Here is a 22,292-nt window from a genome sequence, read left to right on the forward strand (position 1 = left end):
ATTACCCTTTAAGGGTAATTTTAAGGACAAGGCACACCGTCCATGGAAAAGAACACACCCCATTACGCCTTGGTGGCGATACAGGCGGATGTCAGGCGGCTTAAAGGGAAAGCTTTCACCAGCACTGCGAAGAACACTGCTCGGACGCTCGGTTTAAACGTCTCGGACATGCAGCAGGTCATCCATGGGCTTGAGCGAAAACAGTTCTACAAATCGATGACTACCTATGACGATCATCGAGTCTGGCATGACGTCTATCACGCCCATTCACACGGTCTGGAGATTTACCTGAAGGTAATGTGCCGCCCCAGTGGAGGCCCACCGGTAATTTCCTTCAAGGAGAAAAACTCATGAAAAATCAGCAGTGCTTCAGCTGTGGTGCCCAGGAGGGCATGTTGCATTTCGAAGGTCGCGGCGAAACCATGAGCGTCAAGGGACTGGAATGCCGGGTCGATGACTTGTCTGGCTGGGAATGTCAGATGTGCGGCGAAGTCGAGCTCGATTCAAGCTGCTCGGATCGCTACGACCACGCAGGTGATGAGCTGGTCAACGCGGCCAGGAGAATGATCGGCGAAGAGATGAAACGCATCCGTCGCAAACTGCATCTGTCGCAAAAAGAAGCGGTGTCGTTTTTGTCAGGTGGCGGACACAACGCGTTTTCCCGCTATGAGCGCGGTGAGGTATTGCCACCAAAAGCGTTGATGCTGCTGATGCGCCTGCTTGATCGCTACCCGCATTTGCTTGCAGATGCACGAACCCTGGCTGAAGGTGTGGACTTGAGAGGACTCAAGACTACGGTGCACAAAGAGCACGAAACCCTCACGACTCATTGAGTCTGCTGCAAAAAAATAAACCCGGACAAGTCCGGGCTTATTTCACTGCCTAAGGCCGGATCAATGCAGGATCTGGCTCAGGAACAGCTTGGTGCGGTCATTCTGCGGGTTGTCGAAGAAGTCGTTCGGCGCTGCCTGCTCGACGATTTCACCCTTGTCCATGAAGATCACGCGGTTGGCCACGGTACGGGCAAAGCCCATCTCGTGGGTCACGCAGAGCATGGTCATGCCGTCTTCGGCCAGGCCGATCATGGTGTCCAGCACTTCTTTCACCATTTCCGGGTCGAGGGCCGAGGTCGGCTCATCGAACAGCATGATTTTCGGCTTCATGCACAGGGCACGGGCGATGGCCACGCGCTGTTGCTGACCGCCGGAGAGCTGGCCCGGGTACTTGTGCGCCTGCTCTGGGATGCGCACGCGCTCCAGGTAGTGCATGGCGATTTCCTCGGCCTTGCGCTTGGGCATCTTGCGTACCCACATTGGCGCCAGGGTGCAGTTCTGCAGGATGGTCAGGTGCGGGAACAGGTTGAAGTGCTGGAACACCATGCCGACTTCACGGCGGATCGCTTCGATCTGCTTGAGGTCGTTGGTCAGTTCCACGCCGTCGACCACGATACGACCCTGCTGGTGCTCTTCCAGGCGGTTGAGGCAGCGGATGGTGGTGGACTTGCCGGAGCCCGACGGGCCGCACAACACGATACGTTCGCCCTGCTGGACGTTCAGGTTGATGTCTTTCAACACGTGGAACTGGCCGTACCACTTGTTTACGCCCTGCATCTGAATAATGCCTTCAGGGCTCACAGGCTGTTTGATCGCTTCACTCATGAGTCAACTCCTAACGCTTGTGGCCAGTGTCCAGCTTGCGTTCCAAATGCATGGAATAGCGGGACATACCAAAACAGAAAATCCAGAACACCAGGGCGGCGAACACATAACCTTCAGTAGCCATGCCCAGCCATTTCGGGTCCGCGGCAGCTTGTTTCACGCTGTTGAGCAGGTCGAACAGGCCGATGATGATTACCAGGCTGGTGTCCTTGAACAACGCGATGAAGGTGTTGACGATACCCGGGATCACCATCTTCAGGGCCTGCGGCAAAATCACCAGGCCCATGCTGCGCCAGTAGCCCAGGCCCATCGCCGCGGCCGCTTCGTACTGACCTTTGGGGATTGCTTGCAGGCCACCACGCACCACTTCAGCCACGTAAGCCGACTGGAACAGGATCACGCCGATCAGTGCCCGCAGCAGCTTGTCGAAGTTCATGCCTTCAGGCAGGAACAGCGGCAGCATCACCGAGGACATGAACAGCACCGTGATCAACGGCACGCCGCGCCAGAACTCGATGAAGGTCACGCAGACGACACGAATCGCTGGCATGTTCGAGCGCCGACCCAGGGCCAGGACGATACCCAGCGGCAATGCGCCAGCGATACCGACGGTGGCGATCACCAGGGTCAGCATCAGGCCGCCCCATTGGCTGGTTGCCACGGCCTTCAGGCCGAATACGCCCCCGTGCAGCAGGCACCAGGCGATGATGGGATACAGCACCAGGAAGCTCAGGCCGTAGATCGCCTTGCGCGGGAAGCGCGAGATGAACAGCGGCGCCACACCGATCACTGCCAGCCATACGGTCAGGTCGACGCGCCAGCGCAGGTCCGTCGGGTAGTAGCCGTACATGAACTGACCGAAACGCTGCTGGATGAACACCCAGCAGGCGCCGTCCTTGGTGCAGTCGGCACGGGTGGTACCGACCCAGTTGGCATCGATAATCGCCCAACTGAGAAGCGGTGGAACCACCAGGTAGATCAGGTAGAACGCAAACAGTGTCAGCAGCGTGTTGAGCCAGCTGGAGAACATGTTCGCGCGCATCCACGCCAGCACGCCGATGCTGTTGCTCGGAGGGGGCATGTCAGGTTTGAAAGTATGGGATGTCATGCGCTTTTCCTCACCGCTCGATCAGCGCAATGCGCTTGTTGTACCAGTTCATCAGCAGGGAAATGCTGATACTGATCGCCAGGTACACGCTCATGGTGATGGCAATGACCTCAATGGCCTGCCCGGTCTGGTTCAGCACCGTGCCGGCAAACAACGAAACCATTTCCGGGTAACCGATACCGGCCGCCAGCGAAGAGTTCTTCGCCAGGTTCAGGTATTGGCTGGTCAGCGGCGGGATGATCACACGCAGGGCTTGCGGGATGATCACCTTGCGCAGGGTCGGCCCGTTGCGCAGGCCCAGCGAGTGAGCCGCCTCGGTCTGGCCATGGCTCACCGACTTGATGCCCGAACGCACGATTTCGGCGATGAACGCCGCGGTGTACACCGTCAGCGCCAGGGTCAAGGCCAGCAATTCCGGAATCAGCACCCAGCCGCCAACAAAGTTGAAGCCTTGCAGCGTCGGCATTTCCCAACGTACAGGCGCGCCGAAGATGAGGGCGCACAGTGCCGGGATGACCAGGAACAGCGCCAGGCCAACCCAGAATTTGTGGAACGGCTCGCCGGTTGCTTCGAAACGCTTATTCGCCCAGCGCGTCATCAGTACGATGGCGACGATGGCCAGCACGACGCTGGTCACGAACGGCCAGAACCCGTCCGCAGTCAGCGCGGCCGGCATGTTCAAACCCCGGCTGCTGACAAAGAAGGTGTCGCCGAAGTTATGGGCGGCCCGCGGCCCCGGCATGGTCAGGAACACCGCGAAGTACCAGAACAGGATCTGTAGCAGCGGCGGGATGTTGCGGAAAACCTCCACATACACCGTCGCTACTTTGGCGATGATCCAGTTTTTCGACAGTCGGGCCACACCGACTATGAAACCGAGAATCGTCGCCAGGATGACACCAATGAATGTCACCAGCAGCGTATTGAGCAGCCCGATGACAAAGACGCGGGCATAACTGTCCGCCTCGGTATAGTCGATCAGGGTTTGAGCGATGCCGAAACCGGCACTGCGCTCCAGGAAGCTGAAACCGGAAGTGATGCCCCGGTGCTCGAGGTTGGTCTGCGTGTTATCGAACAGAAACCAACCCAGCGAGATAACCGCCACGATGGTGACGATCTGAAATACCCACGCACGCACTCGTGGATCGCTGAGGCTGAGCCTCTGCTTAGGTGCGCCGATTGAATTTTGCATGAAGTGCCCCGCAAAGAATGGAACAGAACATCACCCGGTGGTTGGCCCACCGGGTGACAGAACCATCAGCGCACTGGTGGTGCGTATTGAATGCCGCCGTTGGTCCACAGCGCGTTCAGGCCGCGATCGATTTCCAGCGGGGTGCCTTTGCCGAGGTTGCGCTCGAACACTTCACCGTAGTTGCCGACTTGCTTGACGATCTGCACGACCCAGTCTTTCGGCAGTTTCAGGTCCTTGCCGTACTCACCGTCGGCACCGAGCATACGAGCGACGTCGGGGTTCTTGGTGGACTTGGCTTCAGCCTCGACGTTTTTCGAAGTGATACCGGCTTCTTCAGCATTGAGCATGGCGTAGCCAGTCCAACGCACAACGGCCAGCCACTCGTCATCGCCATTACGCACGACCGGGCCCAGCGGTTCCTTGGAAATGGTTTCCGGCAGAACCACATAGTCTTTCGGCGAAGCCAGCTTGCTGCGCTGGGCGAACAGTTGGGACTTGTCGGAGGTCAGCACGTCGCAACGGCCGGATTCCAGCGACTTGGCGCTTTCATCGGAGGTGTCGAAGGTGATCGGGGTGTATTTCAAGCCGTTGCCGCGGAAGTAGTCGGAAACGTTCAGCTCGGTGGTGGTACCGGCCTGGATGCAGATGGTTGCACCGTCCAGTTCCTTGGCACTCTTGACGCCCAGCTTTTTGTTAACCAGGAAGCCGATGCCATCGTAATAGGTGATGAAGCCTGGGAATTTCAGGCCCATGCCCGCGTCACGGGAGCTGGTCATGGTGGTGTTGCGCGACAGGATATCGATTTCACCAGACTGCAGTGCGGTGAAACGCTCCTTGGCGTTCAGTTGGCTGAATTTCACTTTGTTCGCGTCGCCGAATACAGCAGCGGCCACGGCACGACAGAAGTCGGCGTCGATACCCAGGATCTTGCCGGTCGAATCAGGCACCGAGAAACCCGGCAGGCCATCACTCACACCACATTGCACAAAACCTTTCTTCTGCACGGCATCCAGAGTTGCACCCGCTTGAGCGAACCCGCTGACACCAAGTACTGCTGCTGCAGTCACGACGGCCAGGGTGGATTTCAGTAACTTCATTCAAACCTCCAGTTTTGCTCTTGTTGTGTCGGAGCTCGAGCCCTGTCGCACCCTTTTGGGGCATTGCCGACCCTTGTTGGCTTTTTTTAGGGTCAACCGACGTCTGGACCTTCGCTATGAGTCTAATAATGAGGATGTCCGTAAACAGTGGTCATGCCCATCTCTCACCAATCGGCCGAACGGGCTGTAGCCCTTCACGTTCGCGAAGCCCGTAGCGGCTGTTGGCGAACATTCATCACCGGATTTCTGATATCCCATGCGTAGCGGTGAACTGATAGTGTTACCGCACAGCGTAAGAATCATCACTCAGGTACACCCGTAGCAAAGCCCGTACCAGACCGCTGCGCTTAGCCGTTGTAAAACACGTCAAGACAAAAACTTTCAACTTTGCGACATCTAATTAACTGAGACACCGGGCACGCACTGAAATCACGCACTGATTGGGCGCGCCCGCACAGATTTGGAGCACAACCATGACCGACCCCCTGATTCTTGAGCCCAGCAGCACTGCCGACGCGTGCGTTATCTGGCTCCACGGCCTGGGCGCCGATCGTTTTGATTTCCTGCCGGTTGCCGAAATGTTGCAGCAAAGTTTACTCACCACGCGTTTCCTTCTACCCCAGGCACCGACCCAACCAGTAACGATCAACGGCGGCTATGCCATGCCCAGTTGGTACGACATCCGCGCCTTGAGCCCCGCGCGGGCCATTGACGAACAGCAGCTCGAAGCGTCGGCACAACGGGTCATCGACTTGATCGACACCCAGCGAGCCAGCGGAATAGACGCCTCGCGGATTTTCCTGGCGGGTTTCTCCCAAGGCGGCGCGGTGGTCTATCACACGGCATTCGTGAAATGGCAGGGCCCGCTGGGTGGCGTGGTGGCGCTGTCTACTTATGCACCGACTTTCAGCGATGAGCTGCAATTATCGGCCAGCCAGCAACGCATTCCGGTCCTGGCGCTGCACGGGCAATACGACGAAGTGGTACTCAACCCCATGGGGCGGACCGCGAAAGAGTATTTAAAGCAGCATGGTGTCACCGTGACATGGCGAGAATACCCAATGGGCCACGAAGTGTTACCCGAGGAGATTCGCGACATCGGCACCTGGCTGGCCGAGCGGTTGCGCTAAGAGGCAGATAGCCACGCCGGTCCTTTGACGATCACACTACGCCGCGCCCGTTTCTTGCATTACACTGGCCGGCGTACATTCCTTAACCAATCGATGAGATGACCGTGCTCAAAGCACTCAAGAAGATGTTCGGTAAAAGCGAGGCCGAGCAACTCGCGCCTGGCGCAAGCGCCCCCGTCCACGGCCCAAGCCGCACCGATGCGCAACAACCGCGCCGGACTGCCCCCGTTGCACAGGCAATAAAAGAGCCCGCCTCCCAACCTGTCACCGCCCCGGCAGCGGAAAAGCCACGTAACGAAGCCCCCAGGCCACGCCGCGAACGCGCACCGAAACCGCCGGTCGTCGCCTGGAAGCTCGAGGACTTCGCCGTAGAACCCCAGGAAGGCAAGACCCGCTTCCACGATTTCAAGCTCGCCCCGGAACTGATGCATGCCATCCAGGACCTGGGTTTCCCGTATTGCACGCCAATCCAGGCGCAAGTGCTCGGTTACACCCTCGCCGGCAAAGACGCCATCGGTCGCGCCCAGACCGGCACCGGCAAGACCGCCGCGTTCCTGATTTCCATCATCACCCAGTTGCTCCAGACCCCGCCCCCCAAGGAACGCTACATGGGCGAACCGCGGGCGCTGATCATCGCGCCGACCCGCGAGCTGGTGGTGCAGATCGCCAAGGACGCCGCCGACCTGACCAAGTACACCGGCCTGAACGTCATGACGTTCGTGGGCGGCATGGATTTCGACAAACAGCTCAAGCACCTCGAGGCCCGTCACTGCGACATCCTGGTCGCCACGCCGGGCCGCCTGCTGGACTTCAACCAGCGCGGCGACGTGCACCTGGACATGGTCGAAGTGATGGTACTGGACGAAGCCGACCGCATGCTCGACATGGGCTTCATCCCGCAAGTGCGCCAGATCATTCGCCAGACTCCACCGAAAAGCGAACGCCAGACCCTGCTGTTCTCCGCCACCTTCACCGAAGACGTGATGAACCTGGCCAAGCAGTGGACCACCGACCCCGCCATCGTCGAGATCGAAGCCGAGAACGTCGCCAGCGAAAACGTCGAGCAACACATCTATGCAGTCGCCGGGGCCGACAAGTACAAGCTGCTCTACAACCTGGTCAACGACAACGGTTGGGAACGCGTGATGGTGTTCGCCAACCGCAAGGACGAAGTGCGGCGTATCGAAGAACGCCTGGTGCGCGATGGCGTCAACGCGGCCCAGCTCTCGGGCGACGTTCCCCAGCACAAGCGCATCAAGACCCTCGAAGGTTTCCGCGAGGGCAAGATCCGTGTGCTGGTGGCCACCGACGTGGCCGGTCGTGGTATCCACATCGACGGCATCAGCCACGTGATCAACTTCACCCTGCCGGAAGTGCCGGACGACTACGTGCACCGCATCGGTCGTACCGGTCGTGCCGGGGCCGCCGGGGTTTCGATCAGCTTCGCTGGCGAAGATGACTCCTACCAGTTGCCGTCGATCGAAACGTTGCTGGGCCGCAAGATCAGTTGCGAAATGCCCCCGACCCACCTGCTGCGGCCGGTCGAGCGCAAGCGCCCTTAACCGTCTCCCCAAAAAAGCGCAGCCAAGACAGGCTGCGCTTTTTTTTGCCTCGGGATATTGCTCAGTTAAACTAAAAGTCCATAATGGACAAATTAGTTTACTCAAGCTTCCCGGAGTCCCCCATGTCCAGCACGCCCTATTTGATGACCCAAGCCCAGGCCCGGGAACTGCTCGGTCAAATCGACGTGCCGCAAATCCTGCGCAAACTGTTTCGCGACCTGGCCGCTGGACAAGCGGTGCAGCCGCCCCAGCAATTGGTGGTGTTTCCCCAAGGCGCCGGGGACTTCATCAATTACCTGGGTGTGCTGGCTGAAGACCAGGTCTACGGGGTCAAGACCTCGCCCTACATCGTGCGCGAGCAAGGCCCACTGGTAACCGCCTGGACCTTGTTGATGTCGATGCAGACCGGCCAGCCACTGCTGCTGTGCGATTCCGCCGAACTGACGACCGCCCGCACCGCCGCCACCACCGCCGTCGCCATCGATGCCCTTGCCCCGCACAATGCCCGGCGCCTGGCGGTCATCGGCAGCGGCGCAGTGGCGCGGGCACATGTGCAATACGTCAAGGACCTGCGGGACTGGCAAGCAATCAGCCTCTATTCGCCCAGCCTGAAAGGCAAAACGGCACACATGCTGGCTTCGATCACCGACCTGGACCCTCGCCTGCACATCGCCAACACCCTTGAAGCGGCGCTGCACGACGCCGATGTGGTGATGCTCTGCACCTCGTCCGCCAAAGCGGTGCTCGACCCGAAAATGCTGGGCAAACCGGCGCTGATCACCTCCATCAGCACCAACGCCCCACGCGCCCATGAAGTCCCCCCTCAAAGTCTCAACGACATGGACGTGTTCTGCGACTATCGTCAGACCACCCCAGGCTCGGCCGGTGAAATGCTGATCGCCGGCGAACAATACGGCTGGGCGGCGTCGAGTATCGTCGGCGATTTGCCTGAATTGCTCAGCGAACACGTGGAGCGTCCCGACTACCAACGCCACGTGTTCTTCCGGTCCATCGGCCTGGGGCTGGAAGATGTTGCGCTGGCGAATGCGCTTTACCGGTTGCACCACCACTGACACGACTCGATTCCCTGTGGGATCGCCGCACCGCCGCCCCCACAAATTCCTCGGACTCCCGGCACCGTGCTCCACAGGAGAGCTTCATGACACAAGCAGATTTCATCATCATCGGCGGCGGCATCGCCGGTGCATCCACCGGTTACTGGCTCGCCCCCCACGGCCGGGTGATTGTGCTCGAACGCGAATCACATCCGGCCTACCACTCCACCGGACGTTCGGCGGCGCTGTACACCGCCGCCTACGGCACCCCTCAGGTGCGGGCATTGACCCAGGCCAGTCGCGATTTTTTCGACGCCCCGCCAGCCGGTTTCTGTGAACATCCCTTGCTGACCCCACGGGGCGAAATGACCGTGGATTTCACCGGCGACCCGGCCGAGCTGAACAACCAGTACCTCAGCGCCAAGGCCACGGTGCCGCAGATGCAACTGCTCAGCGCCGAGGAAGCCTGTGTGCGGCTGCCGATCCTGCGACGGGAAAAAGTCCACGGTGCGATCTACGATCCCACGGCCTGCGACATCGACACCGATGCACTGCACCAAGGCTACCTGCGCGGTATTCGTCGCAATGGCGGTGAAGTGCACACCGACAGCGAAGTGCAGCAGTTGAGCCGCGCTGACCAGGGGCTGTGGCAGGTGAAAACCGCCAACCAGACGTTCACCGCGCCGGTGCTGATCAATGCTGCCGGCGCCTGGGCCGATCACATTGCCGAAATGGCCGGAGCCCGCAAGCTGGGGTTGCAGCCCAAGCGGCGTGCAGCATTCATCTTTGCCGGGCCCGAGGGCGTGGATATCCATGACTGGCCAATGCTGGTGAGCCTGGACGAATCCTTCTACATGAAGCCCGACGCCGGCATGTTCCTCGGCTCGCCAGCCAACGCCGATCCGGTGGAACCCCATGACGTGCAGCCGGAAGAACTGGACATTGCCATGGGCATCTACCAGATCGAAGAAGCCACCACCCTGACCATCCGCCGCCCGACCCGTACCTGGGCCGGCTTGCGCAGTTTCGTGCCTGACGGTGACCTGCTGTCCGGTTTCGATCCACAGGTGCCCGGGCTGTACTGGGTCGCGGCCCAGGGTGGCTACGGCATCCAGACCTCACCGGCCATGGGCCAGGCCAGCGCGGCGCTGGTGCGTGGCCAGCCGCTGCCCGAGGCCCTGTCCCGTTTCGGCCTGAACAGCGCCATGCTGTCACCCGAGCGCCTGAGCCGAGCCACCTTGAGGTGACGCATCGCCGCGATTGCGGCACACTCCCCCGCGCCCCTGTTTCACGGGGCGCTGACGCTGCCTGGAGCCCTGTCATGACTGCCTCGCCACCCGATCCGGCGCTGGAAAACTTCCGCACCATCGCCGACGCCATCGCCACGCTGTTCTACCCCCACGCCGAAGTGGTGCTGCACGACCTGCGCTCGCAGAAAGTCGATTACATCGCCAACAACCTGTCCAAGCGTGAAATTGGCGATGACTCGTCCCTGGAAGACATGCTCAGCGAAGACGTCAGCGACCGTAACATCGGGCCGTACGAAAAGCTGAACTGGGATGGGCAGAAGATTCGCAGCCTCAGCAGCGTACTGCGCGACGCTGACGGTCATCCGCTGGCGGTGCTGTGCATCAACCTGAATATTTCGCTGTTCGAGAATGCCAAGGCCGCGCTGGATCTGTTCCTGTCGCCGAGCAAGTTGATCCCTCAGCCGGACTCACTGTTTCGCGATGACTGGCAGGAGCGGATCAACACCTTCCTGCACGCCTGGATGCGCGAGCGTCAATTGAGCCTGAACCTGCTGACCCGCGACCACAAACGCGAGCTGGTGCTGGCGCTGCATGCCGAAGGCGCGTTCAAGGGCAAGAGCGCGTCCAACTATGTGGCGAACGTACTGAATATGGGGCGGGCGACGGTGTACAAACATTTGAAGGAATTGAAAGGCTGAGTTTTTGTATTGCCAGGCCTAGCCTCATCGCGAGCAAGCTCGCTCCCACATTTGATCTCATTGCACACAAATATTGTGTACGACGCAAATTCCCTGTGGGAGCGAGCTTGCTCGCGATGGCGGTCAATCAGTCGCCGTAGATATCCGACTTGAAATACTTGGCCTGGATCTTCTGATACTCCCCATTGGCCCGAATCCCATCGATGGCCTTGTTCAAGTCCGCCACCAGTTGGGTATTGCCCTTGCGAACCGCGATACCGGCGCCTTCGCCGACGTATTTCGGGTCCTTGAGTTCGGGGCCGACAAACGCATAGCCCTTGCCACGTGGCATCGACAGGAAGTCTTCCAGCGGGATGGTGTCGGCGAAAATCGCGTCCAGGCGACCGGACGCCAAGTCCATGTAGATTTCTTCGTTGTTGCTGTAGCGCTTGACGATCACACCCTTGGGCTCGAGGACTTCAGTGGCGTAGCGGTCAGTGGTGGTGGCCCGCTGCACACCGACGGTCTTACCCTTGAGGCTGGCGTACTGGTCATCGACCACCGCCCCTTCCTTCATGACCAGGCGCGATGAGGTGAAGTAGTACTTGTGGGTGAAGTCCACCGATTTCTTGCGCTCTTGAGTGATGGTCATGGACGACAGCGCCAGGTCGATCTTCTTCACCTTGAGCGACGGAATCAGCCCGTCGAACTCACCTTCAATCCACTCGCACTTGACTTGCATCTGCGCGCACAGGGCATTGCCAATGTCATAGTCGAACCCCTCGATCTTGCCTTCCGAGGTCTTGGAAGCAAATGGCGGGTACGCCGCCTCGATGCCGATGCGCAAGGTTTTTTCGGCAGCGAACAGACTGCTGGAAGCCAACAGGCTCAAGGCCAGGCCGGTGATGAGGGGAAGTTTCTTCATGATCGATCTCTCGCGGGTTGTTGTTGGTTTGGCAGAGAAAGGTGGGGCGATGACTTTATATGTACTTATAAATCCATACTGGACTTTAATGTACACATCGTCAATTGGCAGGCAGGGGAAAGTGATGGGAGGTTGACGGCCTCATCGCGAGCAAACTCGCTCCCACAGTGGAACTTCGTTGTACAAAGGTCCCTTGTGGGAGCGAGCTTGCTCGCGATGACGGACTTATAGCTTGCGAAAAAACAACAGGTTGCTTACTGCTTCCAGCGATCCGCCGCAGCATGATCACTGTCCCGCCCTTCGACCCAGCGCGGGCCGTCGGCGGTGTTTTCCTTTTTCCAGAACGGCGCTCGAGTCTTGAGGTAGTCCATGACAAAGGCGCAGGCGTCGAATGCCGCCTGACGATGGGCACTGGCGGCCGCGACGAAGACAATCGGCTCGCCCGGCTCCAGGGCACCGATACGGTGCAGCACCTCCAGCTTGAGCAACGGCCAGCGCTGCTCGGCCTCGGTGGCGATCTTGCCCAAGGCTTTTTCGGTCATGCCCGGGTAATGCTCCAGGAACATCCCGGACACATCGAGGCCGTCATTGAAGTCACGCACGTAGCCGACAAAACTCACCACCGCTCCGACGCCGACATTGGCCGCGTGCATCGCGTTGACTTCGCCCCCTGCGTCGAACGGTTCGACCTGCACACGTATCGCCATGGTTCAACCTCCGGTCACAGTGGGGAAAAACGCCACTTCGTCGCCGTCCGCCAGCGGTTCGTCGAGCTGGCACAGGTCTTCGTTGCGCGCGCACATCAGGTTCTGTTCCTTCAGCACCTCGGCACTGCCACCTTGGGCAAGCAGCACGCGCACATCGTCGACCGTGGCGAAATCGCCTTCCACGTTGACCGAGTCCACACCCAGCGCTTCACGGTAACGGGCAAAGAACTTCACGGTGATGTTCATGACGCATCCGCCTGGAAGTGGCCGCTCTTGCCGCCGAGTTTTTCCAACACCCGCACGCCTTCGATGGTCATGCCACGGTCGACGGCCTTGCACATGTCGTAGATGGTCAGCGCGGCGACGCTGGCGGCGGTGAGGGCCTCCATTTCCACGCCAGTCTGCCCCGACAGTTTGCAGCGGGCGACGATGCGCACCCGGTCCTCGCCTTCGGCATTGAGTTCGACCTTGACGCCGGTGAGCAACAGCGGGTGGCAGAGCGGAATCAGGTCACTGGTTTTCTTGGCAGCCTGGATGCCGGCAATGCGTGCAACGGCGAACACATCGCCCTTGGGGTGACCGCCGCTGACGATCATCTGCAGTGTGTCGGGCAACATGCGCACAAAGGCCTCGGCCGTGGCTTCACGGAACGTCACGGCCTTGTCGGTCACGTCGACCATGTTGGCGCGACCTTGGGAATCGAGATGAGTCAGCACAGGGTTACTCCTGATCGGGAGCGTCGATTGTAAACCTGTGGGTCAAATTCCGGCAGGGTTGATTGTCGCACCCTGTGATGACCTGCAATTGCGCAGACACTGCAAATCCCACAGGGGTTAAGCGTCACGCAGAAAAAACCGGGCGACCATAGGGTCGCCCGGTCCGGTTGGGGTTACAGGTGAGATTCGGCGTATTCGGCCAGGATCGAGCGAGGTACGCCCTGCAGGGTGATGTGGACCCCATTGGGGAAGTCCTTGAAGCGTTCGGTCAGGTAGGTCAGCCCGGAGCTGGTCGCGGACAGGTAAGGGGTGTCGATCTGCGCCAGGTTACCCAGGCACACCACTTTGGAACCGGCACCGGCACGGGTGATGATGGTTTTCATCTGGTGCGGGGTCAGGTTCTGGCATTCGTCGATCAGGATCAGGCTCTGCTGGAAGCTGCGCCCCCGAATGTAGTTGAGGGATTTGAACTGCAACGGCACTTTGCTGAGGATGTAGTCGACGCTGCCATGGGTGCTTTCGTCATCCATGTGCAAGGCTTCGAGGTTGTCGGTGATCGCCCCCAGCCACGGCTCCATTTTCTCCGCCTCGGTGCCAGGCAGGAAACCGATTTCCTGGTCCAGGCCCTGCACGCTGCGGGTGGCGATGATGCGCCGGTAGCGTTTGCTGACCATGGTCTGCTCGATGGCAGCGGCCAGGGCCAGGATGGTCTTGCCGGAACCGGCGGCGCCGGACAGGTTGACCAGGTGGATATCCGGGTCGAGCAAGGCGAACAGGGCCAGGCTCTGGTAGATGTCACGGGGCTTGAGGCCCCAGGCTTCCTGATGCAGCAAAGGTTCCTGGTGCAGGTCAAGGATCAACAGCTTGTCGACCTGGATTTCCTTGATCCAGCCGACGAAGCCTTGTTCGTCGATGATGAACTCGTTGATGTGCACCGCCGGCAGGTTGTCGATCAACTGCACCTGGTGCCAGGTGCGGCCGTGGTCCTGGCGGGTCTCGACCTTGCTCACACGGTCCCAGAAGGAGCCGGTCATGGTGTGATAGCCGTTGGGCAACAGCGAGACGTCGTCGACCAACTGGTCGGTGCTGTAGTCCTCCGCCGCGATCCCGCAGGCGCGGGCCTTGAGACGCATGTTGATGTCTTTGGTCACCAGCACCACGGCCTGGTCCTTGGTGCGCGCGTGCAGGTCGATCAACTGGTTGATGATGATGTTGTCGTTCAGGTGTTCAGGCAGCACCAGGTTGGGTTCGGTGCGCTTGCTCATCAGGATCGAAAGCAGGCCCTTGGGACCACTTTTGCCGCGCTGGATCGGCACGCCAAGCTCAACGTCCTCCGGAGAGGCATCGCCCAGGGTCTTGTCGATCAGGCGGATCGCCTGCCGGCATTCGGCCGCAACGCTGTGGTGTCCGCCCTTGAGTTTGTCCAGCTCCTCAAGCACGGTCATCGGGATGGCAACGTGGTGTTCTTCGAAGTTCAGCAGGGCATTTGGATCGTGGATCAATACGTTGGTATCGAGTACATAGAGGATTGGCTGGTTGGAGGAAAGGCTACGTCCGTGGTCATCCATACTCGGTCACCTATGTGGGGGCCATTCGACGCAATACCGTGACAGTGCTGCGCCTCGAGGTAGCCACCGAATTCACCCGCGAGGATTCAGGTGAACTGCACACAATCTGGGTCTTGGAAGACGCCACCTGTGTTGCAGGTTTCGGCGGTCTGACTTCTTGATACTCCAAAAACCATGACAGGAAAAAGCACTTTGACGCTTTTTTGAAGTTTATTTTTCAGAGTGACGAATAACCCTTGGCGTACCGCCATTGCGCCGTTAAAGTCGGAAGTCCGGTTGTCATGAATCTATGCCAACTTTTCCTCTTTCCCCAATGTTTCCGGGCCTTTTCAGGTTTCAGCGAAACGCTTCCTGGCAGTCCGCCCAACCGATCCCGCTTTGCGCCGTCTGCGCCATGAGCCAGGGCATTGCCGTTTTCACCCCATCGTGCTTGGCATTGAAATTGATCACCCCGTGGCGCCACAACAGCATCAGGGTCAGCACACGCTGGGCGCTTTGCTCAGGCTTGAGCCGATTGTTGCTGTCCTGGGGGTCGATGTCCCACAGCGCCACTTGCAAGCCCTGCTGCCGGAAAAACCCTTCGGCATCGCCACGACGTTGACCTTGGGGTGGGCGGAACAGCGGTACGTAATTCTCGGGCAACTTGCCCTTGACCAACTCGACACTGCGTCGGATCGAGTCTTGCCAGTCCTGCCAATGGCTGTGGGAGCGAAACTCCCAGCCCTGCACGCCCACGCATTGTCTCGAATACAACGCCTGGAGACTGTTGACCGAACCCTCTTGCAGCCGTGCCTGGATGTCCTTGCCCAGTACGAAAAAGGTGCCATTGATGTTCGCCTTGCGCAGGTATTCGGCCAGCCACGGGGTGTTGTCCGGCACAACGTTGGCGGCGCTGTCGAAGGTCAGCAGGAACAGGCGATCGTTCATGTCTTCGCCGTTGCGCTCGTAATCGCCGAAACGTTCGATTTCGCTGCTGGTTTGCGGAAAAAGCGCAGCTTTACGCAGCAGTTCATCGCGGTATTGGGTGTGAAATATCTGGCTCGGCGCGGCCCACTTGATGTAGTAGGAGTTGTCATCCAGATGGAACCTGCGCGCCTCTTCGCGCAGGGTCGCCATGTCGTCGACCAGGTAACAGAAGGAAGCGTCCTGATCGCAGCTGCGCTGGGCAAAGTTGTAGTTGGTCAGCAACCGCTGCCACAGCCGGGCGCGAAGCGCGTCGATCGCAACCATATTGACAGTGCGCAGCCCCAGGTACTGCTTGAGCGCAATTTCGTCCATGGCATCGACGTCCAGCAGGACCCGGGCGAACATCAGGATCTCGGCCCGCGAGGCCACGTCGAACAGCGTCGGGCTGGTGAGTTGTTCCGGCCAGGTGCTGCGGTCCAGGGTCGCGACGTCGTTGGGCGCGGCAATGGCACCCAGGCTCAACAGCCAGGCCGATAACAGAAGAACGATACGCAAAAGGGATGTCTCCATAACGAAACCCGCGCGGCATCATAGCCGATCCTGGCCCAATACCCTTGTGATCAGGGAACTTGGGGAGCAGACCTGTGGGAGCAAAGCTTGCTCCCACAGACTTTGCTGCCACAACTCCCTCACCACAAACGCCCGTTGATACTCTCCCATCCATCACCTATCAACCCAATAGCTGGAGTCCACCCGGACAACCCCCTAGAATCGCCGCACCCTCAAGGAGACGATTTCATGCTGATGGTGATTTCCCCCGCCAAGACCCTCGATTACGAAACACCGCCGGCCACCGAGCGTTTCACCCAGCCGCAGTACCTGGATCACTCCCAGGAACTGATCGAGCAGTTGCGTGAACTCTCCCCGACCCAGATCAGCGAGCTGATGCACGTCTCCGACAAGATCGGCGGCCTCAATGCCGCGCGATTCGGTAGCTGGACACCGGCGTTCACCCCGGCCAATGCCAAGCAGGCACTGCTGGCCTTCAAGGGTGATGTGTACACAGGCCTCGATGCGCAAAGCTTTGGTGACGCCGACTTCGACTACGCCCAGCAACATTTGCGCATGCTCTCTGGCCTCTATGGCCTGCTGCGTCCACTGGACCTGATGCAACCCTATCGCCTGGAAATGGGCACGAAGCTGGCCAATGCCCGGGGCAAGGACCTTTACGCTTTCTGGGGCACGCGCATCAGCCAATGGCTGAACGAAGCCTTGGCCGACCAGGGCGACGATGTACTGCTGAACCTGGCGTCCAATGAATACTTCTCGGCGGTCAAGCGTAGCGCCCTGAAAGCGCGCGTCATCGATACCGAATTCAGGGACCTGAAAAATGGCCAGTACAAAATCATCAGCTTCTACGCCAAGAAAGCCCGGGGCCTGATGAGTCGTTTCGTGATTCAGGAACGGATCAACGACCCTGCGGCACTCAGCCAGTTCGATGTACAGGGCTACCGCTTCAACGCTCAACAATCGAGCCGAGACAAATTGGTTTTCCTGCGCGATCACGCCCCCGAATAAGGCATGACCTTATACCGCCCCCTGATCGGGGGCTTCGATCATCTCCCTATTTGTCATCTTAGTTCATCGCCCACTTCGCCAGTTTCATGGCGCCAATAAATCAACCCACCCCTGCGCTAACTTTTCTTTCACTCGACACTCGTCAGTTTTTTGCGTAGTGGCACCGATTTTTTTCATCGGTAGTGGCACAAAACCATCTAAGCCACCTAACTCCCCATTAATAAAGGGCGAAACGGCAAGTGCCATCATATTGAGGCCAGTGCCATCTTGGATAATATTTCGAAAAATTTCGAAAATCGCGATGAGCGGATCGGAACTATGTGAAATCGCACGGCTCATACCATCCGTAACGATTCTCGGCGAGTGTGTACGAGATAACTTACACAGGACGTCGAACGGATTAACCAAGTTGTCACGACAACTTAGCGAAACGGTCTTCTAATCGGATCCACCCTTAAAGGATGGGAGATAACGCACCATTACTATCCCCTACAAGGCCAAGGCTGCGCCCCTATAACGTGCTCACCCGAGCACACAACCTTTTGATTTTGTGGGCTTTTTGCCAGGGATCAAAAGTGAAGGACCTTTGCACGAGCGTTCCCGATAACGAGGACTGGCTGCATAACAGGGCAGGTCATAACAACTAGGCCACATTGCGCACAACTTGAGTGCATTTATTTAGACACTCGGAACTTAGTATGCCTGCACACGGCATTGTGGCGCCTGCATTCCACACTTCCGAGTGCACTATGACCGCTGAACACTATTAACTCCGGCCATTTAATGGCGTGAAAAACAGAGGGAAATGCGATGCGCATTAGCATATTTGGTTTGGGTTACGTCGGTGCAGTATGTGCCGGTTGCCTGTCTGCACGGGGCCATGATGTAGTTGGCGTAGATGTCGCCAAAGACAAAATCGACATGATCAACGCGGGCAAATCGCCAATCGTTGAACCTGGTCTTGGCGAGCTATTGGCGCAAGGCATTCAAACAGGCCGACTGCGCGGTACGACCAACTTCGCCGAAGCGATTCGCGATACTGACCTGTCGATGATTTGTGTCGGTACACCGAGCAAAAAGAACGGCGACCTGGAACTGAACTACATCGAAGCCGTGTGCCGCGAAATCGGTTTTGTCCTGCGTGACAAGACTACCCGCCACACCATCGTGGTTCGTAGCACCGTATTGCCAGGCACTGTGGCAAACGTTGTCATCCCGATCCTGGAAGACTGCTCCGGCAAGAAAGCCGGCGTCGATTTCGGTGTCGCGGTCAACCCTGAGTTCCTGCGCGAAAGCACCGCCATCAAAGACTACGACCAACCGCCGATGACCGTTATCGGTGAGTTCGACAAAGCCTCTGGTGACGTTCTGCAATCGCTGTACGAAGAGCTCGATGCGCCGATCATCCGCAAGGACATCGCGGTCGCCGAGATGATCAAGTACACCTGCAACGTGTGGCACGCCACCAAGGTGACCTTCGCCAACGAGATCGGCAACATCGCCAAGGCCGTCGGCGTCGATGGCCGTGAAGTGATGGACGTGGTCTGCCAGGACAAGACACTGAACCTGTCCCAGTACTACATGCGCCCAGGCTTTGCCTTCGGTGGTTCCTGCCTGCCCAAGGACGTTCGTGCCCTGACCTATCGCGCCGGTTCCCTGGACGTGGAAGCGCCGCTGCTCAACTCGCTGATGCGCAGCAACGAATCCCAAGTGCAGAACGCTTTCGACATCGTTTCCAGCCACGACAAGCGCAAAGTCGCCCTGCTGGGCCTGAGCTTCAAGGCCGGCACCGACGACCTGCGTGAAAGCCCGCTGGTAGAGCTGGCGGAAATGCTGATCGGCAAGGGTTTCGACCTGAAGATCTACGACAGCAACGTCGAATACGCCCGCGTCCACGGTGCGAACAAGGATTACATCGAGTCGAAGATTCCTCACGTCTCGTCCTTGCTCAACTCCGATTTCGACTCGGTGATCGACAGCTCCGACATCATCATCCTGGGCAACCGCGACGAGAAGTTCCGCGCGTTGACCGAAAACGTACCGGAAGGCAAGCAGGTCATCGACCTGGTCGGCTTCATGTCCAAGGCCACCAACCCGAGTGGCCGGACCGAAGGCATCTGCTGGTAAGTCTGTTTGCCGGCCGGGGCATGCCCCGGCCGGCCTTTCGCCTGCCTTAACCCATCGGGCCGCCCACAAGGCCCGCCCGAGATAGAGACGGATGCAGATTATGCACAGGCTAAAGCACGGCCTGCTTCAGGCCGCCGGTTGGCTGTTTTACTTGAGTTTATTGATGGGCATCGCCATGGCGCTGCCCACGTCCACGTTCGACTCCGAATCCAAGGATTTCATCTTCCTGATCGGCGCCGTGGGCATCTGGCGTTACTCCATGGGAGCAACGCATTTCGTGCGCGGCATGATCTTCCTGTACATCGTCTACCCGCACCTGCGCCGCAAGGTACGCAAGCTGGGCAAGGCGGCGGATCCGTCCCATGTGTACCTGATGGTCACCAGTTTCCGGATCGACGCGCTGACCACCGCCCAGGTCTACAGCTCGGTGATCCGCGAGGCCATCGAATGCGGGCTGCCCACCACCGTGGTTTGCTCCATCGTGGAAATGTCCGACGAACTGCTGGTCAAGAGCCTATGGGCCCGCATGAATCCGCCAGCGCGGGTCAAGCTGGACTTCGTGCGCATCCCTGGCACCGGCAAGCGTGACGGCCTGGCCTATGGTTTCCGCGCCATCTCCCGCCACCTGCCGGACGACCGCGCCGTGGTCGCCGTGATCGACGGCGACACCGTGCTCGCCGAAGGCGTCGTGCGCAAGACCGTGCCGTGGTTCCAGCTGTTCGGCAACGTCGGCGGCCTGACCACCAACGAGTTCTGCGAAGTGCGCGGCGGCTACATCATGAGCGAATGGCACAAGCTGCGTTTCGCCCAGCGTCACATCAACATGTGCTCCATGGCCTTGTCCAAGCGCGTGCTGACCATGACCGGCCGCATGTCAGTGTTCCGCGCCACCGTGGTCACCAACCCGGACTTCATTGCGGATGTGGAAAGCGACTCGCTGCAACACTGGCGCCTGGGTCGCTTCAAGTTCCTGACCGGCGATGACAAGTCGAGCTGGTTCAGCCTGATGCGCCTGGGCTACGACACGTTCTACGTGCCCGATGCGGCGATCAACACCGTTGAACACCCGCCGGAGAAGAGCTTCATCAAGGCCAGCCGCAAGCTGATGTTCCGCTGGTACGGCAACAACCTGCGGCAGAACTCCCGGGCACTTGGCCTGGGCTTGAAGCGTCTGGGCCTGTTCACCTCGGGGGTGCTGTTCGACCAGCGCGTGTCGATGTGGACCTCGCTGCTGGGCCTGACCGTGGCACTGATCGCCAGTTTCAAGTACGGCACCGCGTTCATCCTGGTGTACCTGCTGTGGATCGGCATCACGCGGTTGCTGTTGACCCTGTTGTTGTCCTGCTCCGGACACCGGATCGGCCCTGCCTACCCGGCGATTCTCTATTACAACCAGATCGTCGGTGCCCTGGTGAAGATCTACGTGTTCTTCCGCCTCGATCAACAGTCCTGGACCCGCCAGCCCACCCACCTGACCCGTGATCTCGCCAGCTTTCAACGTTGGTTCAACACTTGGTCGTCTCGGACCATGACCTTCTCCGCCGGCAGCATTTTTGTCGCCGTGCTGCTGACGATGGTCTGACCGGACTTGAATGAATTAACTAGGAAATCGCCCCTATGAACACCGCCGTGAATGTCAACGTAGTGCATGAATCCGAAGCCCAGCGCCAACACGCCCGAGTGAAAATCCCGGCCAAGCTGCGCTTCTTCGGCCCTGATCGTACGCCGATGGAAGTCAAGGTCCTGGACCTGTCCGCCGGTGGCCTGTGCTTCAACGCCGGCCAGATGCCGCTCAAGGTCGGCGAGTCCTACAAGGGCCGCCTGCAGTTCGTCATCGACAACCTTGGCCTGGCCATGGACGTGGAACTGCAGATCCGCTCCTATGATCGCCAGACCGGTCGCACCGGCTGCCAGTTCCAGAACCTGGAGCCTCGGGATATCTCGACACTGCGTCACATCATCACCTCGCACCTGGCCGGCGACATCGTCGGTGTCGGCGACGTGCTGGCGACCCTGCAGCGCGACAACTTCACCAAGGCTCGCAAGCAGAAAGATGAAAACGGTGGCATGAGTGCCTTCGGCCGCCTGCGCGCCGTGACCTTCAGCCTGGGGGTCTTCGTCGTTGGCCTGGCGGCGTTCGGGTTCATCTTCAAGTCGGTGTACGGCATGTACTTCGTCAGCCACGCCCAGGCAGGCCTGGTGAATGTACCGGGCATGGCCATCACCATGCCGCGCGACGGCACCGTGCAGAGCCTGGTCAAGACCGACGGCGTGGCCGCCAAGGGCGCCCCGCTGGCGACCTTCAGCACCAGCATGCTCGACGTGCTCAAAGGTCACCTGGACGATAATCAGCTGCAGCCGGCCAAGGTCGAGGAGCTGTTCGGCAAGCAAATGACCGGCACCCTGACCTCGCCGTGCGACTGCATCGTGACCCAGCAACTGGTCGCCGACGGCCAATACGCCAGCAAGGGCGACGTGATCTTCCAACTGGTCCCACGGGGCACCGAAGCCAACGTCGAAGCGCGCTTCTCCTATCGCCAGTTCGGCGACGTGCGCCCAGGTACGCCAGTCAACTTCCAGGTCGCCGGCGAAGACACCACCCGTACCGGCAAGATCGTCAGCAGCACCAGCCTGAAAAGTGCCGACCTGTCCTCCGATATCCGTGTGCTGATCCAACCTGACGAACCCCTGGACAGCTCGCTGGCCGGCCGTCCGGTAGAAGTCACCAGCGACCGTGGCCCGAACCTGAACTGGCTGATCGACAAAGCCATGGCCGTCGGTATTTAAGTCGAGGATATGCCCGTGACCATTATAAAAATCCTGAACACCCCACAGACTCTGTGGGAGCGAGCTTGCTCGCGAAAGGATCAACGCGGTCAGGATGATATGCCGCAAACTCGTTCCCACATGGGAACACTGTGTGCCCTGGCACTGGCCGTCAGCCTGGCCGGTTGCGCCGGCCTGCCCGATCAACGCCTGGCCAACGAAGCCCTCAAGCGCGGCGACACGGCGCTGGCGCAGCAGAACTATCAGCAA

The 22,292-nt window shown here is 59.4% G+C and carries 22 protein-coding genes and 1 pseudogene; 12 read left to right on the plus strand and 11 right to left on the minus strand.

Translation table 11 applies throughout. The features are described from left to right. The first annotated feature begins 42 nt into the window (after positions 1 to 42). Both AC09SL_RS26060 and AC09SL_RS26065 read left to right on the plus strand, forming a co-directional pair. A complete protein-coding gene (locus AC09SL_RS26060) occupies positions 43 to 354 on the plus strand; it encodes a type II toxin-antitoxin system MqsR family toxin (RefSeq protein WP_058542787.1) in 312 nt (103 codons plus the stop codon). Beyond that, positions 351 to 833: a type II TA system antitoxin MqsA family protein gene (locus AC09SL_RS26065; RefSeq protein ID WP_058542786.1), complete on the plus strand. Its 483-nt coding sequence runs from the start codon at positions 351 to 353 to the stop codon at positions 831 to 833. Before AC09SL_RS26060 ends, AC09SL_RS26065 begins: the two co-directional genes overlap by 4 nt. A gap of 60 nt (positions 834 to 893) precedes the next feature. Here AC09SL_RS26065 and AC09SL_RS26070 read toward each other — a convergent pair whose 3' ends face one another. From AC09SL_RS26070 to AC09SL_RS26085, 4 genes are all read right to left on the minus strand, one after another. Next, positions 894 to 1,658 (minus strand): amino acid ABC transporter ATP-binding protein, encoded by a 765-nt coding sequence (locus AC09SL_RS26070; RefSeq protein ID WP_047228862.1) that lies wholly within the window; start codon positions 1,656 to 1,658, stop codon positions 894 to 896. A gap of 10 nt (positions 1,659 to 1,668) precedes the next feature. Continuing rightward, complete coding sequence (locus AC09SL_RS26075; protein WP_058542785.1) at positions 1,669 to 2,766, minus strand: amino acid ABC transporter permease; 1,098 nt, start codon at positions 2,764 to 2,766, stop codon at positions 1,669 to 1,671. A gap of 10 nt (positions 2,767 to 2,776) precedes the next feature. Next, complete coding sequence (locus AC09SL_RS26080; RefSeq protein ID WP_058542784.1) at positions 2,777 to 3,958, minus strand: amino acid ABC transporter permease; 1,182 nt, start codon at positions 3,956 to 3,958, stop codon at positions 2,777 to 2,779. 65 nt (positions 3,959 to 4,023) lie between these two features. Next, positions 4,024 to 5,055, minus strand: a complete 1,032-nt coding sequence (locus tag AC09SL_RS26085; RefSeq protein WP_058542783.1) for an amino acid ABC transporter substrate-binding protein — start codon at positions 5,053 to 5,055, stop codon at positions 4,024 to 4,026. Positions 5,056 to 5,528: 473 nt separating this feature from the next. Between AC09SL_RS26085 and AC09SL_RS26090 the strand changes: the two genes are divergently transcribed. From AC09SL_RS26090 to AC09SL_RS26110, 5 genes are all read left to right on the plus strand, one after another. Next, on the plus strand, positions 5,529 to 6,185 hold the full coding sequence (locus tag AC09SL_RS26090; RefSeq protein ID WP_058542782.1) for an alpha/beta hydrolase: 657 nt from the start codon (positions 5,529 to 5,531) through the stop codon (positions 6,183 to 6,185). A gap of 98 nt (positions 6,186 to 6,283) precedes the next feature. Beyond that, on the plus strand, positions 6,284 to 7,747 hold the full coding sequence (gene rhlB / locus AC09SL_RS26095) for an ATP-dependent RNA helicase RhlB (RefSeq protein WP_058542781.1): 1,464 nt from the start codon (positions 6,284 to 6,286) through the stop codon (positions 7,745 to 7,747). Positions 7,748 to 7,869: 122 nt separating this feature from the next. After that, on the plus strand, positions 7,870 to 8,820 hold the full coding sequence (locus AC09SL_RS26100) for an ornithine cyclodeaminase family protein (protein WP_058542780.1): 951 nt from the start codon (positions 7,870 to 7,872) through the stop codon (positions 8,818 to 8,820). Positions 8,821 to 8,906: 86 nt separating this feature from the next. Next, positions 8,907 to 10,049, plus strand: coding sequence for an NAD(P)/FAD-dependent oxidoreductase (locus tag AC09SL_RS26105; protein ID WP_058542779.1), 1,143 nt, complete (start codon positions 8,907 to 8,909; stop codon positions 10,047 to 10,049). Between the two features lie 74 nt (positions 10,050 to 10,123). After that, entirely contained in the window at positions 10,124 to 10,750 is a 627-nt protein-coding gene (locus AC09SL_RS26110) for a helix-turn-helix transcriptional regulator (protein WP_058542778.1), read from the plus strand. A gap of 127 nt (positions 10,751 to 10,877) precedes the next feature. Here AC09SL_RS26110 and AC09SL_RS26115 read toward each other — a convergent pair whose 3' ends face one another. From AC09SL_RS26115 to AC09SL_RS26140, 6 genes are all read right to left on the minus strand, one after another. Further along, entirely contained in the window at positions 10,878 to 11,654 is a 777-nt protein-coding gene (locus AC09SL_RS26115) for an ABC transporter substrate-binding protein (RefSeq protein WP_058542777.1), read from the minus strand. Positions 11,655 to 11,908: 254 nt separating this feature from the next. Then, positions 11,909 to 12,361 carry a molybdopterin synthase catalytic subunit MoaE gene (moaE, locus tag AC09SL_RS26120; protein ID WP_058542776.1) on the minus strand — a complete coding sequence of 151 codons (453 nt, stop codon included), beginning with the start codon at positions 12,359 to 12,361 and terminating at the stop codon, positions 11,909 to 11,911. A gap of 3 nt (positions 12,362 to 12,364) precedes the next feature. Then, positions 12,365 to 12,607, minus strand: a complete 243-nt coding sequence (locus tag AC09SL_RS26125) for a MoaD/ThiS family protein (RefSeq protein ID WP_058542775.1) — start codon at positions 12,605 to 12,607, stop codon at positions 12,365 to 12,367. Beyond that, positions 12,604 to 13,077, minus strand: a complete 474-nt coding sequence (moaC, locus tag AC09SL_RS26130; RefSeq protein ID WP_058542774.1) for a cyclic pyranopterin monophosphate synthase MoaC — start codon at positions 13,075 to 13,077, stop codon at positions 12,604 to 12,606. The genes AC09SL_RS26125 and moaC overlap by 4 nt, the downstream gene beginning before the upstream one ends. A 173-nt stretch (positions 13,078 to 13,250) precedes the next feature. After that, a complete protein-coding gene (locus AC09SL_RS26135; RefSeq protein ID WP_058542773.1) occupies positions 13,251 to 14,645 on the minus strand; it encodes a PhoH family protein in 1,395 nt (464 codons plus the stop codon). Between the two features lie 336 nt (positions 14,646 to 14,981). Next, positions 14,982 to 16,106 (minus strand): polysaccharide deacetylase family protein, encoded by a 1,125-nt coding sequence (locus tag AC09SL_RS26140; RefSeq protein WP_058542772.1) that lies wholly within the window; start codon positions 16,104 to 16,106, stop codon positions 14,982 to 14,984. A 243-nt stretch (positions 16,107 to 16,349) separates the two neighbouring features. Between AC09SL_RS26140 and yaaA the strand changes: the two genes are divergently transcribed. Continuing rightward, positions 16,350 to 17,129, plus strand: a complete 780-nt coding sequence (yaaA, locus tag AC09SL_RS26145) for a peroxide stress protein YaaA (protein WP_058542771.1) — start codon at positions 16,350 to 16,352, stop codon at positions 17,127 to 17,129. Positions 17,130 to 17,213: 84 nt separating this feature from the next. Here the strand turns inward: yaaA and AC09SL_RS26150 are convergent, their stop codons facing one another. Then, entirely contained in the window at positions 17,214 to 17,468 is a 255-nt protein-coding gene (locus AC09SL_RS26150) for a hypothetical protein (RefSeq protein WP_133247175.1), read from the minus strand. Positions 17,469 to 17,939: 471 nt separating this feature from the next. On the opposite strand from AC09SL_RS26150, the gene AC09SL_RS26155 reads away from it, so the two are divergent. From AC09SL_RS26155 to AC09SL_RS26170, 4 genes and pseudogenes are all read left to right on the plus strand, one after another. Further along, entirely contained in the window at positions 17,940 to 19,256 is a 1,317-nt protein-coding gene (locus AC09SL_RS26155; RefSeq protein WP_003205315.1) for a nucleotide sugar dehydrogenase, read from the plus strand. Positions 19,257 to 19,356: 100 nt separating this feature from the next. Then, entirely contained in the window at positions 19,357 to 20,838 is a 1,482-nt protein-coding gene (alg8, locus tag AC09SL_RS26160) for a mannuronan synthase (protein WP_419555147.1), read from the plus strand. Between the two features lie 35 nt (positions 20,839 to 20,873). Continuing rightward, the gene (locus tag AC09SL_RS26165; protein ID WP_064106954.1) at positions 20,874 to 22,043 is read left to right on the plus strand and encodes an alginate biosynthesis protein Alg44; all 1,170 of its coding nucleotides are present in this window, start codon (positions 20,874 to 20,876) and stop codon (positions 22,041 to 22,043) included. 15 nt (positions 22,044 to 22,058) lie between these two features. Next, a pseudogene (locus tag AC09SL_RS26170) lies at positions 22,059 to 22,292 on the plus strand (alginate biosynthesis protein AlgK); the annotation flags it as partial.

It is taken from the genome of Pseudomonas sp. PF05 (genome assembly GCF_056521845.1).

Coding starts and splice junctions, on each gene's coding strand:
- AC09SL_RS26080 (WP_058542784.1), bottom strand. CDS start 3,958: ATGCAAAATTCAATCGGCGCACCTAAGCAGAGGCTCAGCCTCAGCGAT.
- rhlB (WP_058542781.1), top strand. CDS start 6,284: ATGACCGTGCTCAAAGCACTCAAGAAGATGTTCGGTAAAAGCGAGGCC.
- AC09SL_RS26090 (WP_058542782.1), top strand. CDS start 5,529: ATGACCGACCCCCTGATTCTTGAGCCCAGCAGCACTGCCGACGCGTGC.
- AC09SL_RS26075 (WP_058542785.1), bottom strand. CDS start 2,766: ATGACATCCCATACTTTCAAACCTGACATGCCCCCTCCGAGCAACAGC.
- AC09SL_RS26150 (WP_133247175.1), bottom strand. CDS start 17,468: ATGAGCCGTGCGATTTCACATAGTTCCGATCCGCTCATCGCGATTTTC.
- AC09SL_RS26110 (WP_058542778.1), top strand. CDS start 10,124: ATGACTGCCTCGCCACCCGATCCGGCGCTGGAAAACTTCCGCACCATC.
- AC09SL_RS26165 (WP_064106954.1), top strand. CDS start 20,874: ATGAACACCGCCGTGAATGTCAACGTAGTGCATGAATCCGAAGCCCAG.
- AC09SL_RS26100 (WP_058542780.1), top strand. CDS start 7,870: ATGTCCAGCACGCCCTATTTGATGACCCAAGCCCAGGCCCGGGAACTG.
- AC09SL_RS26065 (WP_058542786.1), top strand. CDS start 351: ATGAAAAATCAGCAGTGCTTCAGCTGTGGTGCCCAGGAGGGCATGTTG.
- AC09SL_RS26155 (WP_003205315.1), top strand. CDS start 17,940: ATGCGCATTAGCATATTTGGTTTGGGTTACGTCGGTGCAGTATGTGCC.
- AC09SL_RS26070 (WP_047228862.1), bottom strand. CDS start 1,658: ATGAGTGAAGCGATCAAACAGCCTGTGAGCCCTGAAGGCATTATTCAG.
- AC09SL_RS26085 (WP_058542783.1), bottom strand. CDS start 5,055: ATGAAGTTACTGAAATCCACCCTGGCCGTCGTGACTGCAGCAGCAGTA.
- moaE (WP_058542776.1), bottom strand. CDS start 12,361: ATGGCGATACGTGTGCAGGTCGAACCGTTCGACGCAGGGGGCGAAGTC.
- yaaA (WP_058542771.1), top strand. CDS start 16,350: ATGCTGATGGTGATTTCCCCCGCCAAGACCCTCGATTACGAAACACCG.
- AC09SL_RS26105 (WP_058542779.1), top strand. CDS start 8,907: ATGACACAAGCAGATTTCATCATCATCGGCGGCGGCATCGCCGGTGCA.
- alg8 (WP_419555147.1), top strand. CDS start 19,357: ATGCACAGGCTAAAGCACGGCCTGCTTCAGGCCGCCGGTTGGCTGTTT.
- AC09SL_RS26060 (WP_058542787.1), top strand. CDS start 43: ATGGAAAAGAACACACCCCATTACGCCTTGGTGGCGATACAGGCGGAT.
- AC09SL_RS26135 (WP_058542773.1), bottom strand. CDS start 14,645: ATGGATGACCACGGACGTAGCCTTTCCTCCAACCAGCCAATCCTCTAT.
- AC09SL_RS26115 (WP_058542777.1), bottom strand. CDS start 11,654: ATGAAGAAACTTCCCCTCATCACCGGCCTGGCCTTGAGCCTGTTGGCT.
- AC09SL_RS26125 (WP_058542775.1), bottom strand. CDS start 12,607: ATGAACATCACCGTGAAGTTCTTTGCCCGTTACCGTGAAGCGCTGGGT.